Annotated in this window: 6 protein-coding genes; all 6 read right to left on the bottom strand. The window is 42.9% G+C overall.

Features of this window, described 5'->3' with window-relative positions:
- Nucleotides 1-80 precede the first annotated feature (80 nt).
- The 6 genes from G6R11_RS17620 to G6R11_RS17645 are packed head-to-tail and all read right to left on the bottom strand — an operon-like array spanning nt 81 to nt 16,092.
- Complete coding sequence (locus G6R11_RS17620; protein WP_163134389.1) at nt 81-992, bottom strand: PstS family phosphate ABC transporter substrate-binding protein; 912 nt, start codon at nt 990-992, stop codon at nt 81-83.
- Nucleotides 989-1,594, bottom strand: coding sequence for an OmpA family protein (locus G6R11_RS17625; RefSeq protein ID WP_163134390.1), 606 nt, complete (start codon nt 1,592-1,594; stop codon nt 989-991). Before G6R11_RS17625 ends, G6R11_RS17620 begins: the two co-directional genes overlap by 4 nt.
- On the bottom strand, nt 1,591-2,907 hold the full coding sequence (locus G6R11_RS17630) for a TolC family outer membrane protein (RefSeq protein ID WP_163134391.1): 1,317 nt from the start codon (nt 2,905-2,907) through the stop codon (nt 1,591-1,593). Before G6R11_RS17630 ends, G6R11_RS17625 begins: the two co-directional genes overlap by 4 nt.
- Nucleotides 2,908-2,923: 16 nt before the next feature.
- Complete coding sequence (locus G6R11_RS17635; protein WP_163134392.1) at nt 2,924-4,243, bottom strand: HlyD family type I secretion periplasmic adaptor subunit; 1,320 nt, start codon at nt 4,241-4,243, stop codon at nt 2,924-2,926.
- On the bottom strand, nt 4,236-6,359 hold the full coding sequence (locus G6R11_RS17640) for a type I secretion system permease/ATPase (protein WP_163134393.1): 2,124 nt from the start codon (nt 6,357-6,359) through the stop codon (nt 4,236-4,238). The genes G6R11_RS17635 and G6R11_RS17640 overlap by 8 nt, the downstream gene beginning before the upstream one ends.
- A gap of 7 nt (nt 6,360-6,366) precedes the next feature.
- Nucleotides 6,367-16,092, bottom strand: a complete 9,726-nt coding sequence (locus tag G6R11_RS17645) for an RTX toxin (protein ID WP_163134394.1) — start codon at nt 16,090-16,092, stop codon at nt 6,367-6,369.
- Nucleotides 16,093-16,323: the final 231 nt, after the last annotated feature.

Genomic DNA, 16,323 nt, shown 5'->3' on the forward strand with positions numbered 1-16,323 from the left:
AACTACTGCAAAAAGGCTTATCGAATGATAAGCCTTTTTTATTGGGTTAATTGAAACTTACTTCAAGCTAAGCGCTGCATCTATTTGTATCCCCCCGCTATTTCTGGTTCTACTTGTTTTAGGGTAACTAAATTGCGTTGTATGGCTTCTTCTGGCAGTGGAATAAAGCCGTATTTTCTCATTCGTTGTTGCGCTTCTTGAGTCTGAACATATTGAACAAACTGTTTAAAAGCGGGGGCGGGGTAACTGCCACTAGGTGCCAAATTTACGTACATATAATAGACGTTGGCGAGGGGGTAACGACCTGACAAAATAGTTTCGTGGTTTAGGTCAAAATAGTCGCCGCTAGCATCAATAAGCTGAAGGGCTTTAGCTTGGTCGAAGTTGCTCTGATATAGGGTATAGGCAATAGCATTTGGCGTTTGGTTTAGAGTATCTAAAAGTTGCGCTACTTCAAGCTGCTTTACTGAGCTTTGTTGTTCGCCTTCGCAAGTAACAAGATCGGTAAACTTCTTGTGTTGCTTGAGTTCGTTTAATCCTGCGTAAGTTTGGACTTGATCTTCACTGGAGCTTAATTTTAAAGCACTCCAGCTCGGTGAGGTGTTTGTATCGTTACATGCAAATAGCTTCGCTAGAGAGGGCATATCTATGGCGTTAACCGGGTTCTCTGGGTGAACTAGTATTGCTGCTGCATCGGAACTGAAAAACAGTTCGGTGGGTTGGTAACCATAACGCCTAACAAACTCTGCCATGTCGCTGTCTAACCAACGTTCAGAGCTAATGCCAATGTAGCCTTTACCTTGAATAAAGCTGTGCGCAACACTATTAGTTTTGATGATGCCAAGTTGCTTACTTAGTTGAGCATGTTTAACTAGCTCTATTACTGGCTCTACGAGTTCGTTTTCAACAATTACGCGATGATGATTATTAGCTTGAGCATAAAAGTGAAACAGAAAACACACAGATACAAGAATGCTGCGAGATAGAATCATTGTTTAACTCCTTGTTGGTTCGTGCCTTGTTCTGAGCTGTATATGGTCCACTGTTGTTGGGCTTGCAATTGTTGCTCTTTAAATACTGCTATCACTCGTCGTTCTCGTTGTTCTAGTTTCGCGGTATATTCAGTTTCTTGGTAGTACTCTTGCACCAGAATTTGGTCTGGGTTTATGCCTTTATCGTAGAGCTCTTGGCAAATGGCATTGGTGCGCTTTACGGCTAGTTGGTGATTGTAATCTTCGCTACCTTCACTACTGGTATCACCGATTAAGGTAACTTGCAGTGTGGGGTTGTGTTTAAGCTGAAGAGCAATTTTTTGTAATGTTTCTGTTTGATCATTCCTGAAAGTCGCGCTATCCAGGTCAAATAGAATACTTTGAACCAGATAGCTTTGGTGATTAAGCCAAACAGCACAACCATTGTTGTCGACAATGGTACCCGCTTGGGTGTTTCGGCACTTGTCTCGTTGGTTGATAACTCCGTCGCTGTCGTGATCTCGTAGATCATCAATTTGGTGTCGACTTAGCCTAGTGTCTGGTTGGTGGGAGCAAGCTATCAATAAGCTGGCACTAAACACAGTTGCGATAAGTTTAATCATTTATTGTTCGCTCCTGTTTGCCATTGTTCGGGATACTCAACTCGTAATGCGTATGTTAATCGTCCCATTGCATTTAGGATCCGATAAGCTGCTAGGGTGTGTTCGTAATCGGTTTCTATATAGGTTTTGCGGGCTAGAAACACTTCTACTTTGGCATCTAATACGTCTAACAAGCTGCGCCTTCCTACATTAAACTGTTCGATATACCCCAGCTCTGCGGCTTTTGCTGCGTCTACATTTACTTGTAATAGCTGTTTTTGTTGAGCCAGAAGCTCGTAGGCGTGCCAAGCTAAAGTTGTGCCTTCTACTACTTCACGTTGGGCGCGAATTCTAGTATTTCTGGCTTGTTCGCTACGCCATGCTGCTGCTTCGGTATTGGCTATGGTTCTACCACCGCTAAAAATGTCGTAACTCATGGTGAGCATGATTCGAGCATCGCGATCAGGACCTCTTAATCCGCCCACGTTTTCATTGCGATTGGCCACTGCTTCGATATTAAACTCTGGGTAGTAATTACCTTTTTCGCGGCGAGTTTCCTGGTGAGCGGCTTCAATGTCAGCCATTGCTGATTGGATTTCTGGGTGCGCGTCAATACCTTGCTGAATGGCAATGTCTTTATTGGCTGGAATAAGTTGATAATCGAATTGCGGTTTTACAAGGTTATCAGGAGATTTTCCGACTAAACGGGTGTATTGCGTGCGCAAATCGTAGAGATTATTGGTTGCTGCAATCATCGAACTTTTTGAAGTGGCCACACGAGCAGATATTTGTGCAAGGTCTGAGTTACTGCTTAAACCTTTTTGAGTACGTTCCAAAATATCGTCATAAATTTCTTCATGCTCTACAACATTTCGCTGGCTTAACTCTAATACAGTTTGAGCTTTTAAAGTATTTAGATAAACGCGTATTACATCTAATGCAACGTTTTCAGCGTCTGATAACAGCAATAAACGTTCAGATTCAGCCTCAAAGCTTAATCGAGATATATTGGCGTTGGTTTTTAAACCGTCAAATATTAATTGCGACGCTTTAATGCCTACCTCAGTTCGGTTCATGTTTCGCTCGTCGCTGGGTATTTGTACACCACTGTTATAGTAGGTGTCTTCGTAACCAGCCGCGGCGTAAACATTAAGCTGCGGCAAATAGTCTGCTTGAGCGCCGTCTACATCGCGCAACACAGATTGAAAGCGTGCGTATTGCCCAGCAATGTCTGGGCTGTAATCAATAGCGTAAGCTACCGACTGTTCTAATGACAACGCTGCGGCATTTGCGCTAAATAGGCAAGCAACAGCGGTTATTACAGATGATCGCATTCCTTTTCCTCATCCGTTAGGGTTCACGAAGAGCGTTAGCTTTAGCCCGCAATAAAGGTTTCAGCCAATAGCTCAATACAGATTTTTCCCCGGTTAGTATGTCCACCATAGCTTGCATACCGGGGATCACCTGCAAGTTAGTGTTGTTTGTTTGGTCTAATTGAATATGGGCTTGGTAATAGGTGCTGCCATCTTCGTCCTGAAGGGCATCTGGGCTAACGTAGCTCACAACACCTAGTTGGCCGCCGTACACCACAAAATCAAAGGCGGTAAACTTCACCATGGCGGGCAAGCCTGTCCGGATGAAGCCGATATCTTTAGGTGCAATTTTGGTTTCAATTATTAATTGACTATCTTTCGGGACAATTTCCATTATTGCTTCACCTGGGCGAATCACGCCACCGACAGATCTAACTAGAATATCCTTAACGGTCCCGTCTATAGGAGCAACCAGCTTGGTTCTATTTAGTTGATCAGCGACAGCGTGCTGGCTTTCATCTAATTGAGCGAGATTTGCTGATACCTCGTTAAGCTGTGCTTGTGCTTTGGTTCTAAATTCAACGGCTATATTGCGACGCTCTAAGATTGCTTCGTTAATAGCAGCCTTCAGTTTACTGGCCATCAGTTGTGCGCTTGCGATATCCCCATCTAGCTGAATTTTGTCGCGTTGTAGCTTTAGTAACTCGACTTTTGCAACAGCACCGCTAGCAACTACGTCTTCTAACATTGATATTTCTTGTGCAACTACGGCTAAGCTGTGTTGTAGAGTTTGTTGATTTCCGAGCGCCTCATTAAGTGCTTGGGTTTGTTGTTCTATTGCTAAAGTTGCTTCTTCTAATTGAGCGTTAAGTTGGCGGATCCGTTGTTGGTAGTTTGCGGTAGCATTAGTTTGAGCCCGTTGGTTTTGGTTAATAAAGCTTAACTCAAGAGGTTTAACTAACACTTGGTTCGTCCAATTGTTACTAGCATTGTTTATACTAACGCTGGCTAACTCGGCTATTAGGCGAGTTTCTTGAGCGAGTAGGGTGCTACGTTGTTGCTCGCTCTCTTGAAAAGCGGCTCTAAAACGGGTGTCTTCTAAAGATAATAGATGTTGGCCTCGGCTTACTTGATCACCCACTTCTACATTTAGCTGTTTAACAATACCGCCTTCTAAACTTTGAATTTTGCTAATGGCAGATGAAGGTACAACTTTGCCATTACCCACAATAACTTCATCTAAAGTAGCCAATGCAGCCCATACAACTAAGCAGGTGATAAGGCTTCCACAAAGCCATATTATGTGCCTAGATTGTTGCGCTAAGTGTTGTTGTTGCCAAGCAAGTTGGTTAGTCATGTTTGGCCTCTCTTACCACACTAACAGAGTGACGTTTTTTGCTTTGAAGCCCTAGGATTACATCGGCCTTATCATTGGCAACGATATGACCCCTTTCCAATACGATGATCCGATCACAAATACTAAGTATGCTTTGTTGGTGCGAACTTATGACAATGCTCATGTCACGGGGGAGTTTAGCTAAGCTTTGTTTCACTAAACTTTGGCTGTTGTTATCTAAGGCGCTTACGGGCTCATCTAACAGCAGTAATTTGGGTTTACGGTATAAAGCTCTGGCTAGAGCAACTGCTTGCCTCTGGCCTCCTGATAACAACATACCGCGTTCGCCCACTTGGCTTTCTAGTCCGTTACTCATTCTGCTTAAATGGGCCTGTAAACCAGAATGTTGAACCGCCCAGTTTAGTTTTTCTTCATCTAGCGATGTGGTACCTAGCAAAATGTTTTGTATTACCGTGCCAAACACCAATACCGGGTCTTGTCCTAACCACCCTATGTGTTGGCGTAATACTGTTGGTGCCCACAATGAGGCATCGATATCTTGGTAACTGATTTGGCCAGAGCTAGGTGCATATTGATTAGCCATTAATGAAATAAGGCTAGACTTACCTGAGCCCGCGTTGCCAATTAGCCCCAAGCGCTCACCGGGCATTAATTGTAAGTTAATGTCACTTAAGGCATTAAAATTTTGCTCTGGATAACAAAAACTCACTTTTTCAAAACTGATTTTCCCTTCAAAGTTGTTTGCTTGGACTTTATGCTCTGCTTGATGTTCTTGCGGTAATGCCATCACTTGCTCTAGCCCTTGTATTGCTGCTCGGCATTGTTGGTAACGTAAAATAAGCATAGATAACTGGTTAATTGAACCTGCTGCTCTTCCGCTTAACATTACAATTGCGATTAATCCGCCCATACTCAGTAATCCCTCTGAGATACGGTAAACACCAATAACCACCAGCCCAATGGTGACAACTTGTTGGCTAGTAACTATCGAGTGGCTGATTAGATTGCTGAGATGGCGAGAGCGAATTTGCCAGTCGCCCATTTGGCTAGTTGTTTGCTCCCACTTTCGCTGGTTGACTCCTTCTGCGTTAAATTGTTTGAGCTCGGTAAGGGTAGTGAGACTTTCAAAAAGCTCTGCCTGTCGTTGGGTAGAAAGTTTTGCACTTTGTTCCATACTGGCAGCGATTCTAGCTTTCATTATCAAACTAAAGACAATTAAACCGCTTAACACAGTTAGTGGAACAAACACCATTGGGCCACCGAGCCATGCAATCAAGGCTAAGAAAAACAGCGTGAAGGGAAGGTCAACCAAGGTGACTAAAGTTACCGAGGTGAAAAAATCTCTTACACTATCAAAGTCTTGTATTTGCCGAGAAAACGCACCCACTGATTGTGGTTTGTTTTCTAAACGCATGCCTAATACCTTCTCCATAATGCTAGCTGAGATGGTGTTATCTATTTGCTTGCCTGCCATGTCGGTGATGTTGCTACGCGCCTTTCGTAGCAACCAATCAAATATCAGCGCAATAGTTACACCTATGGCAAGTGTCCATAGGGTATTAAAGGCTTGGTTAGGCACCACTCGGTCGTAAACATTCATGGTAAACAACGGAACTACCATGGCTAATAGATTGATAAAGATAGACGCTACCAGTAAATCTCTAAACCATGGTTTTGCTTGTTCAAGGGCCTTATAGATCCAATGCGTTTTTTTACCTTGGTGTAATTGTTCAACTCTTTGATCGGTGTTTTGTAGTGGGGTGATCAACCAAGCTTGTTCGGTAGCTTCTGCCATAAAGTCTGCGATAGCTTGTTGCTGGTTATTGGGATGGTTTGGGTTTTGAAAGATAGCTACTTCTTTCGTGATCGAAGAGACGATGCGTAACTGTTGCTGTTTATCAACCACCAACAATAGTCCGGTGAATTGCTTAAGTTGAATAAGTTTTATCGGTGTGGCTGAAAGTCCCGCCTGTACACAAGCTCGTGCATAGTAGTCAGCTTCTAGCTTGCCGTTTGCAAGGGGCAAGCCTCTAACAGTCACCGACTTATTAAAATGGAGACCTAAATAATTGCATAGCCACTCTATGCTTTCTAGCCAAGCATCCTGCTTATCCATGTAGTTATTAACTCACTATTAGATTTTGGTCATCAATCATTTTTTGAAGTAAATCTGATTGGTCTGCAAGGCTAGCGTCGCCTTTGTAAAGTTCATCCAAACTCACGCCCGATAACTGGATACTTTGGGTGACGTTTGTGGTGTCAGGCTTTATTTCTAATAGGGTAGAGCCTGATTGTTCGCTAAGCTGAATGTATGTTTCGGCGCTACTTCCGTTGTTAACTCCTAAACCATGTAAAATACTGCTCAGGTCTATGGCATCTGCATTATCTGCAGCGTTAAAATCACTAATGGTATCGAGGTTTGGATTGCCAGTGCTGCCAAGATCTTCTGTTCTAAAAGCAAAAACATCATTATTTAATCCACCTGATAGTAGGTCGTTACCGGCACCGCCAATAATTAGATCCTGTTGAATTCCTCCATCTAAAGTATTATCGCCAACAGGGCTTAGTGATATTTCGAGTTCTTGGCTAATACCTTCAGCTTTGTTGTCATCTAGCGTAGCTGAACTGTCGATTAGTAACGTGAAATTGGTTGCTGAGTTTTGACCGCCAGTAATGGCTAAGTCTGCAACTTCATTCATCATAAATTCTAGCTGACCGTTATTGCCCAATTGGCCAGCTATTTCTATGCCATCGGGGATCCCTGAAATAGTAATTTTGCCTTCCTCCCCAGCGGCTGGGTTAATTAAATCTATACTTATTCCTAGAGGAATATCGCCACTTTGCTCAGCATAAATATGAGAATACTGCAGTTCTACAATGGGAGGATCAGGCAAGGGGCTGATGTTAATAGTCAGATTTTTTGTGGTTACATCGCCTAAATCACTCACTTCGCTACCTAGTACAAATGCACTATCTTTGGTTTGGGAGAAAAGTGTTACATCTAGTTGGCCAAATGCGTCTCCGGCATACAGTTGTAAACTTGTTACTGAAGCCGCATTAATAAGCAGTGAAGCAATGTAGCCTGAACCGTTATAAACAAAATGCGCTTGTTGGCCATTAATAACAATCCGGTCTAACCCCGTTAGAGCCGTAGCATCAGAACTGTTATTAACCTCTAGGCCAACCATTATTTGTTCATTACTATTAGTTTCAAAACTGTTTATATTAAGTGGGATGTCGATGGCTATGCCTTCGTCAGAGCTTAAGCTTTCTGGCACTTCGAAGAACTGACTGTCATCACCGACTGGATTAACACCCACCACAAAGTCTTGAGTACTCACTTTAAAATCATTGTTTGCTGTTTCTAGGCTTATGGCTTCGAATATCAGCGGAATATCGCCGCTAAAATCGAGAGGTGGCAGTAAGTAGATTTCAGATAACTGATTACTGTCTACACCCCAGGCATGCGTTGGAGCACCATTGAAGCTTCCGCCATCAGCACCATTGTTTTGTAGTAGTTGATAACTGCTGCCATCAAAATAGCTGAGTACAGCTCCTTCTGGCACGCCGTGAATACTTAATGACGCAGTTTCTGAGCCATCTAAGTCTATCTGGTGGGCGGCTAACCCATCTAATTGAATATAGTTGTCTTCGTCTCCGCTGCTGTTTAGTGCATCTAGCAGCACTTGATCGGCAACCGGTTGAACTTCTATCGTTAAGCTGGTGTTTTTGGTTTGGGTATCAAGCAGGCCATCGGCTAAATCAGTGATGTTTGCTGCTATGTCTATGGTAAGTTGGCCACTAAAATTGTTGGGTGGTCTAAACTCAATTTCATTTAACCTAGATGGATCTATTACTGTCCACGTGTCATCTCCGTTATTAGTTATGATTGCTGAGTCACCAATAAAACTGCTATTGGCTGGAACAGCAAAGATTAAGCTATTCACGGTTTCTATACCTTCACCCGGTATATTCGAGTCGCCTAAAACAAAAGCCATATTGAGGTTTGTACTAGTATCTTCTTGGATGACGTTGTTAGTAATGGTAAGGGATATTTCGTCGACGATGGGTTGAACTAAAATACTTATGGCTTGTTGCTCGGAGATGCTATCACCAGTACAGGTATCGGTTACGATCACCGTAACAGGAATGTCTAACTGTCCTGCGTAATTTTCATCTAATCCGGTTATTGTCATCGTTTCTATGGCACTAGCCGAAATTGTATAGCCGGTAACGTTTCCTAATGCGTTGTATTCTGGATAGATTTCAGCGCCTTCTAACTCCACGCCTTCGGGTAAATCGTCTACAGATATGTAAAATGAAATAACGTCGCTAGGGTCATTGGCGATGTCGCCATTTAAATGACCGCTTACGTCTATGTCTTGTCCTTCGTTGGCATCAACGATTGAATTGGATAAATCTCCGGGGGCAGAAGGAGTACAAGGTACTATGTCTCCACCAGAATGACCGCTTACCTGAACTTGCAGTGGGGCTGAAATGTAGCGAGCATCTTCATCGTCTATCACTCTTGCTCTAATTGTAATAGTGACTTGATCAGTATTCAGCGCGCTGTATAAGCTTGCACCAGCCAAAATATCTGCCGCAGTTTCTGCCACAGAGTCACTGGTTAATCCATTTGCCGGAATAATCCAATTGTTGTTGGCTCCCATGATTGCACCGTTCGGGTGTTCTACTTGAAAGAATTCACCTTCTGGGATTACGATTTCTATATAGTCTAAGTATTCAGAACCATCTAAATCTGAATCAACAAAAAGTACGCTACCATCAAGTGAAATAGCGCTCCCGTCGTTGCTTTCTAAGGGGCTTGTGATCGCTTCTAAACGCGTATCCAGTTCAACCCTGCCTGCGACGTCTATTTGTAGGTTTGCAGTGAGAGTCTTAGTATCGGTAGCGCCAGTTGGCGAGTTATCAACTATTTGATAACTAATCGGAATAGTAAAGTCGCCACTAAGATCAGCGTCAGCTCGAATAGTTAATTGTCCGCTAGATAAAAAGTTGGTTAAGTTAGTGGTGTTAGGATCAAACAAGGTGCTTAAGTCTAATCCGCCTGGCGGAACCAGTGCAGGGACGCCATCGATAAATAAATGTAAGTCACTGGGTAAACTAGTGATGGTGTATGAAGTGATACTTTCACTACCATCACTATCTGCGCTTAAAGGAGGCATAAGGTTTAATGAAACATTTCGGTCTTCTACTGCTTGTGTGAATAAATTAGCGCCATCGTTTTCATCCACCGTCGGAGATACTTCTATGTTTACGGTGTATTCAAATTTACCGCTGTCGCCATCGGGCTCAGTAGAAATAGCTTTAATATCGAAGTTTAATTCACCACTAAAGTCATCATCGGTTTTTACAAATAGCTGTGACAGAATGCTATTGTTTACTTGATATATTGCACCTGTTACTGGGTCTTTCCCCACCACTTCTAATGGGTAGGGATTACCAAGGCTATCAACTAAACGTATATTGTCGGGTAGGTTGGTAAGTAGTAAGTTGATGTTCTCTGAGGCGTCATCGTCTGAAGTTGAGAACTCAAAGTCTAAGGCAAACAATTGGTCTTCATTAAAGCTAGCTTGATTACTTATTACATTGTTTACTTGGTCGATAGCCCAGTTACCGGCACCAGCGTCGGCTACCACCGGCGTATCAACTACACCTGTCAGTGATACTGTGATGAGTTGAGCAGAGCTTTCCGCAGTGACTGGAGAGGGAATGAGACCGTCGATGGTCGATTCGCTAGCAATTGCGGTTACACTTAGCGTTAAGCTCTCTGTAAAGGAGCTTATATCTGGCTTAGGTATTAAACTCACTATGCCAGCATCAAGTTCATTAGCTTGTACAAGGTAGGTGTTTGGGCTGCTCAATACTGTAGAACCACCAGATACTTGCCAGCCGTCTTGCACTACAATTTTGTAGCTTAAAGCCTCTGAACCATCGCTATCATTTAGCTGGCCTGCTATCACGTCGCTTAGGTTAATGGCTTGATCTTCTAAGCCTTTAATATTTCTCACTGAAAGGCTAGGTAAATCAGCTTCTGGTTGAACATTAATCGTCACTGTTTGGCTTGTTTGAGCTGTTTGATCGCTTGCAGCGGCAAATGCATTGCCAGCTTCGGTTGCTATGGCAATTAAGGTGAAGGTGAATTGGCCTGCCAAGTTGTTATCGGCTTTTACTGTTATTTGGTCTAGTTGGTTTTGGTTATAGCTTTTGCCTTCGGTTACTGGGTTGCCATTTAAACTAAGTTGAAGCCCGTCGGGTAAATCAGCAAATTGATAACTAAGTGTTTCTGAACCATCTATTGAATCGACTAAGTTAGCTGTAATGTCGAGGGTTTGGTTGCTATCGTCGTCTTCAACCATGCTGTATATATATTGGGATGACACACTCCAAGTTGGAGTGTCTGCTATAGGTAAAACAGATACCTCCAGGTTGCTGCTGATCACGCGGTCACCTGAAAGGGTAGAAATTGTAGAACTAATCGCTAAGGAGACTGAGCTGGTGGTATTGGACTCGTTTTCGGCTGGTTGATAGCTTAATACTCCATTGGGTTTAGCGACATTACCGCTAAACTGCAAATCGGTGATGGTAATAAACCCACCACTAGCAACTAATAAGGTATTGCCAAGAAATAGGCTACCGCCACTTAACGACGTTTCGTTGATAATAATATTGGTAACGGCTTCATTTTGGTCGGTATCGCCAGGGCGAACTTCAATAGATAAAGTAACACTGTTATCTTCTGTTGTTTCTGCATTTTCTGTTCTAATCACCCCTGGAGAATCACCTAGGTTTAAGGTGGCTGTGCTAGTTACCTGGTCGCCGTCATTGTCTTCTACTACGTAGGAAATGGAATCAAGCAATGCAGGAGATTCAGTGACATCGGATTCTGTTGTTAGAACTAGTTCGCCATTGGCGTGTAGGGTTAGTTCACCGTAAACTTCGCTCAACAAATTTGGATTTAGTAAGTCTATGGTCACAGAACTGTTCGCTGCTATAGCGTAGTTAGTTCCCATATAATTGAAGCTAACAATACTAGCCCCGTCGCTGCCACTAACAGTTTCATTAAGTAACTGAGTGCTAAAACTTTCGCCTTCAACCAAGTCTAAACTGCGGTTTTCACTTTGGGGCGTATCGTCGGTAACAGAGACACTAAAGTTTGTACTTGCACTAACATCATTATCTGCGTCCATAGCATTAGTGACAAAATCTAGCGCTAGCAAGTTTTCGCCATTTCCATCGGGATGATCTAAGGCTGCGTAAAGCTCAAATTCTGTGCTGCCATCAGTATTCATTTTTATTTGAAATATCGGTTCTGCTAGATCGTTTGTTGCTACGTACCAACCGCCGTTATTTGCAGCCGCTAGATTGACAGGGCTTCCTCCTGATTGAATACCTAAGGCATTAAATGCTGCTGTATCTAAAAGTATGTCGGTGATTTCATCGCTACCAGCGCTTACTTTAATGGTTGGGTTAACAGTAGAAATACCATTTGCAATGTTGCCATTGGCTAAATCGGATTCATTTACATCAATTTGCCCAGCGGTTTCAATTTTGGGCTCTCTACCATCATAAATAGTGACTATTGAACTTGCAGTAATGCTAGTGCCATCGGTATCGGTGGCACTTATTGGTAGGCTAAGCGACAGAGTTTGATCTTGCGATGAATCTAAATGATCTATAGCGCTGTATAGGTTAAATGTTAACTCTACGTCAATAGAACTATTGGCTGCTAACTCAAAGTCGTCGGGTAAGCTAAGGCTGAATACTACTGTATTGCCATAAACCGCATCGTAAGTGCCATTAGCATTATCTTGCCAGCTTAAGTCCTGGCTATTTTGACTGATGGTATTGCCTAAGCTATCTAAAACTGGGCTACCGTTGGTGATATCAAGGAACAGCTTTTCTATTGGGTCTTGATTAGCGGTTACCGAAACGGTGGTTGTGGCGGTTGAGTTAATAGTGAGCGCTGTGTCTGGATCACGCGGTGTTTCGCTTACTTGTAAGTCTCCTACAGTGACCGCAATGTTATCACTGTCAGTTACAGTTATATCAAGCGCTAGTGATTGGGTGTCATTATCGCTATCTCTTACATTTATCTTAATAGGGAAATGGCTACCGTTGTTTTGGTCTAGCCCTTTATACAGAGAAAACTCATAGCCTAGTGTTTGATTTTGATGATCATCGGCAAAATCGTCAATGACTATAGTGAATACAGGATCATTAACGTCATCAGTATAGGCTGTTAGGGTATTACCACTAGGGCTTACTGCAAATGATAGGCTTTCTCCACCACTGGTCACTGCCGTTTGCTGATTATCGAAAAACAACTCGTCAATCGCGTCACTACCAATAGTTAAATCTACACTGCCACTGGCTGTAACTGTGCCTAAGTTTAATTCCGCTTCATTTAAGTTTAGGCTTTCATTATTAGTTAATTGCGGGTCATTCCCGTCAGCTAGCACCCAGTCAATTAGGCCAGGTTCGTTTGCGGTGCCGTCTAAGTCGCTGGACAAAATAGTGAGCTTAATAAAGCTTAAATCACTGCTGCTAAATTGATTGATACTATCAAACATGGTTAGCGTTGTTTTGCCATTTACCTCGTTGCCATTCGCGTTTGCGCTTAAACTAAGAGTAAAAACCAAGCCAATAAACGGTACTTCTGCGCTAATGGTTTTGCCGTCATCACTCAGGCTGTAACTAAGGTCTAATAAATTATTACCGCTAGTCAGCACTAATGATTTTAAATCAACCAGTGTCGCCTCACTAAACTTAACGCTATCAGGATCTGGGTTGTCGCTACCTGGTTTAATTGTAAAGCTTTCTGTGAAAACGTTGGGCGAGTCACTAAGACTACCTTCGGTATTGTATTTAAAATCATTAACAAAGCTGCCTTGTGAGCCATCGCTAATCACAATGTTATTGTGTGCTGAGGCTGTGTCACCGGAGCTGTCGATCGCTTGGTAGTCAAAGCGCAATTCTTGTGCTTGTTGATGATCTAAATTTCGGTTAGCAACAAATAACCAATAACCTGAGTCATCAACCAATAGATACCCTTGCTCTGTAATGAATACCGCAGGCACAATTCCAACATCTTTAGTGACACCATCAACCGTGACTTGGTTAACCTTGAGCTCGCCATCCAAGCTATAGTCGTTGGCAATAACATTACCAAAAACGCTATCACCTTCTGTAACATGGGCATAGTCGTTAAAAAGCTGCGGCACCGAGTCTTTAACCAAAATTACTAGCGGGGTAAGAACGGTTTCGGTTGTTCCGTCTGTATCATATTGAGTGGCCGAGATTACTGGTGTTAAGAAGGTTTCATCGGTATCAAGGGTATTGTCTAAGGCTTTATAAATTAGGGTTTGAATGGAATTGTCAGCCAAAACACTAAATCTAAACACCAACTCATTAGTATCTGTGGTTCTGCCTTCGAGAACTTTACTGTCTGCTGAATTAAAGATGGTTAAGTTACTTCCGCCAGATTGGATGCTTACCAGCTCGGGTTGTAGTTCGGAAAAAGAGATCTCTTGAGCATCGTAAATATTAACGTTGGAGTTTGTAACTAATACACCAGCCTGATACAAGTCGGTTTCCAATAAGTTATGAGGGTCGGGTTCAGCAAGCAGCGGTAGGGCATCTTGCGTACTGTTTCCAGCTACATCACTCACCGAGCTAGTCAGTGTCCAACTAGCCAACTTATCTAGTTCTCCGGTATCTATATTGTTAGTTAGCCAATCACCGTTTTGATCAACGGTGGCTAAGGCAATAACAGTACGGGAGCCATCTGTGATAGTAATGCTTACTTGTTGGCTTGGCTCAACGCCGCTAGTCGTTCCTTGAAGGCTGGTTAAGACGCCAGCTTTAAATTGAAAGATACTAAAACCATCTAGAGTATCTATATCGATGGTGGGGATACTGGTGTCTAGGGTGATTACGCTGCTAGCTGACGCAGGGTTGCCAGCAATGTCGTTACTTGTGGCTGTTAACTGCAATTCACCGTCGGCCAAGCCACTTAAGTTTTCAACAACCTGCCAATGGTTATCTAAAGAGGTGGTGGTAAATTGTAAACTTGTGCCTAAGCTATCGGTAACGGTAATGTTTACTGGCTGGCCATCTTCTACATCAACCAATACTCCTTCTAAAAGGCTTTGTCCCACTTCGGCTTGGTTGAGCGCGTTATCACCATTTCCTTCAAAACGGGCGCTAATTGAGGCTTGAGTGTCTTTGATGATGCTGGTGGTTGCGGAAACGGAGTTTCCGGCAATATCACTCGTAGCTGCCGTTAAGTTAAGCTCGCCATCGGCTAGGTTACTTAGATTACTGCTAGGTATTAACCACTGTTCGTTGGTGACGGTAGTTTGTAGGTTAAGGCTTGCACCATTTATATCGGTAATTTGAATATTAACTAACTGGCCATCTTCAACATCACTTATTTCTCCAAACAACCGTGTGGCTGGTACTTCTATGGCATTTACATAATTGTCACCTTGGCCATCAATGTTTGCGCTGATGTTAGCTAAGGTGTCCTTATCTATGGTTGAGCTAGCACTCGCTAGATTACCCGCTATATCAGATGTGTTGGCTGTAATGGTTAAGCTACCTTCCGCTAAAGGTGTTAAATCAACATTACTGATTTGCCAGCTATTATTACCAACCGTGGTTTGAAAGCTTAGCTGCTCACCTTTATTGTCTGTAACCGTTACGCTAACAATTTGGCCATCTTCAACAGCTGCAACTTGGCCATATAGTAAAGTGGAAGGGGACTCTATAGCGTTTATATAGTTATCGTTAACCCCATCTATATCGGCAGTCAAGCTTGCGAGAGTATCTTTAATTATTGTAGAGCTGGCTGATGCAGGGTTACCGGCTATGTCTACAGCGCTAACATTAATGGTTAACTCGCCATCTTGTAAGGTCGTCAAATCTGCGCTGGCGATGTTCCAGCTGTTGTTTAGCACTTGGCTGGTAAAGCTGAGTTGCTGGCCTGACTCATCAACAACTTGAACCAGTACCACTTGATTGTCTTCTATCCCGATTATGTTTCCATATAAGGGAGTAATCGCTTGCTCATACAGATTTACGTAGTTGTCACCTTGGCCATCTATTTCCGCTTCAATAACAGCCGTTACATCTTTAATGCTTGAGTCGTTGGCATCGACAAACTGCCCAAAGTAATCTGTCACGCTAGCGTAAACATCAATCGCTCCTTCATTTAGCGATTGAATATCGAGATCTTGGTAGCTGTAGCTATTGTTATTTACAACAGCCTCTACAGTTAGCGTTTGCCCTGCAGAATCGGTAAGCGTAATCACTACGATGCGACCATCTTCTACATCTGGCGCTTCGCCGGTAATTAGTACAGCAGGTACTTCAAACTGGTTTTCGTAGCCATCGCCGCCATCAACAATATTCACTGTTAATTGCGCTTGGTTACTTAATGGAGGAATTTGGTCAGCTTGAGCACCCTGTTGATTGGCATTTGTTACACCTTGCTCTGTCGCTTGTGTATTAAAGCCTGCCTCTGGGAGGGTTTCATCTAATGTGGGCTGTACACGAACAATAAAGGACGCACTTTGACTACCTTGCTCGCCGCTAAGTGTGGAAGTATTCCCAGAGTACAAGGGCGGTCTATCTTGTTGGCTGTTATTAGTCTCTGTGGAGTCGAGTTCACTGTTTGCTAAGGTTTGTTCAACATCACTCACTAGGTTTTTGACTAGGGGGATGCTGATATCGATTATTTCAGTTGGCTCAACCTTGAGCCAACGTCCATCACCCATGACTTTCCAAATTTGACCTTCGATGTCAACGTAGACAACTGGCTTCATCCTTTAGCCCTTACAGTAAACAAAATATACCTAACATTATGTTTAGCACATATTTTTCAACATTGAGCAATTTGTAAACTAATTACTTAAGAAAGCCTTTGACGGCTTCATCTTGTTGTTTGTGGGGTGATGTTAACTTCAAAAATCAACTGTTTGCTAAAACAGGTTCTTGGCTCTCTTATACCTCTAAATAGTGTCCAAGCAACTAACAAACGCTGTGAAGTTGTGCGT

It is taken from the genome of Agarivorans sp. Alg241-V36 (assembly GCF_900537085.1).
Classification (GTDB): Bacteria; Pseudomonadota; Gammaproteobacteria; order Enterobacterales; family Celerinatantimonadaceae; genus Agarivorans.

Excerpts from the sequence above, each read along its gene's own strand:
- G6R11_RS17645 (WP_163134394.1), bottom strand. The coding sequence starts at position 16,092 with ATGAAGCCAGTTGTCTACGTTGACATCGAAGGTCAAATTTGGAAAGTC.
- G6R11_RS17630 (WP_163134391.1), bottom strand. The coding sequence starts at position 2,907 with ATGCGATCATCTGTAATAACCGCTGTTGCTTGCCTATTTAGCGCAAAT.
- G6R11_RS17640 (WP_163134393.1), bottom strand. The coding sequence starts at position 6,359 with ATGGATAAGCAGGATGCTTGGCTAGAAAGCATAGAGTGGCTATGCAAT.
- G6R11_RS17625 (WP_163134390.1), bottom strand. The coding sequence starts at position 1,594 with ATGATTAAACTTATCGCAACTGTGTTTAGTGCCAGCTTATTGATAGCT.
- G6R11_RS17620 (WP_163134389.1), bottom strand. The coding sequence starts at position 992 with ATGATTCTATCTCGCAGCATTCTTGTATCTGTGTGTTTTCTGTTTCAC.
- G6R11_RS17635 (WP_163134392.1), bottom strand. The coding sequence starts at position 4,243 with ATGACTAACCAACTTGCTTGGCAACAACAACACTTAGCGCAACAATCT.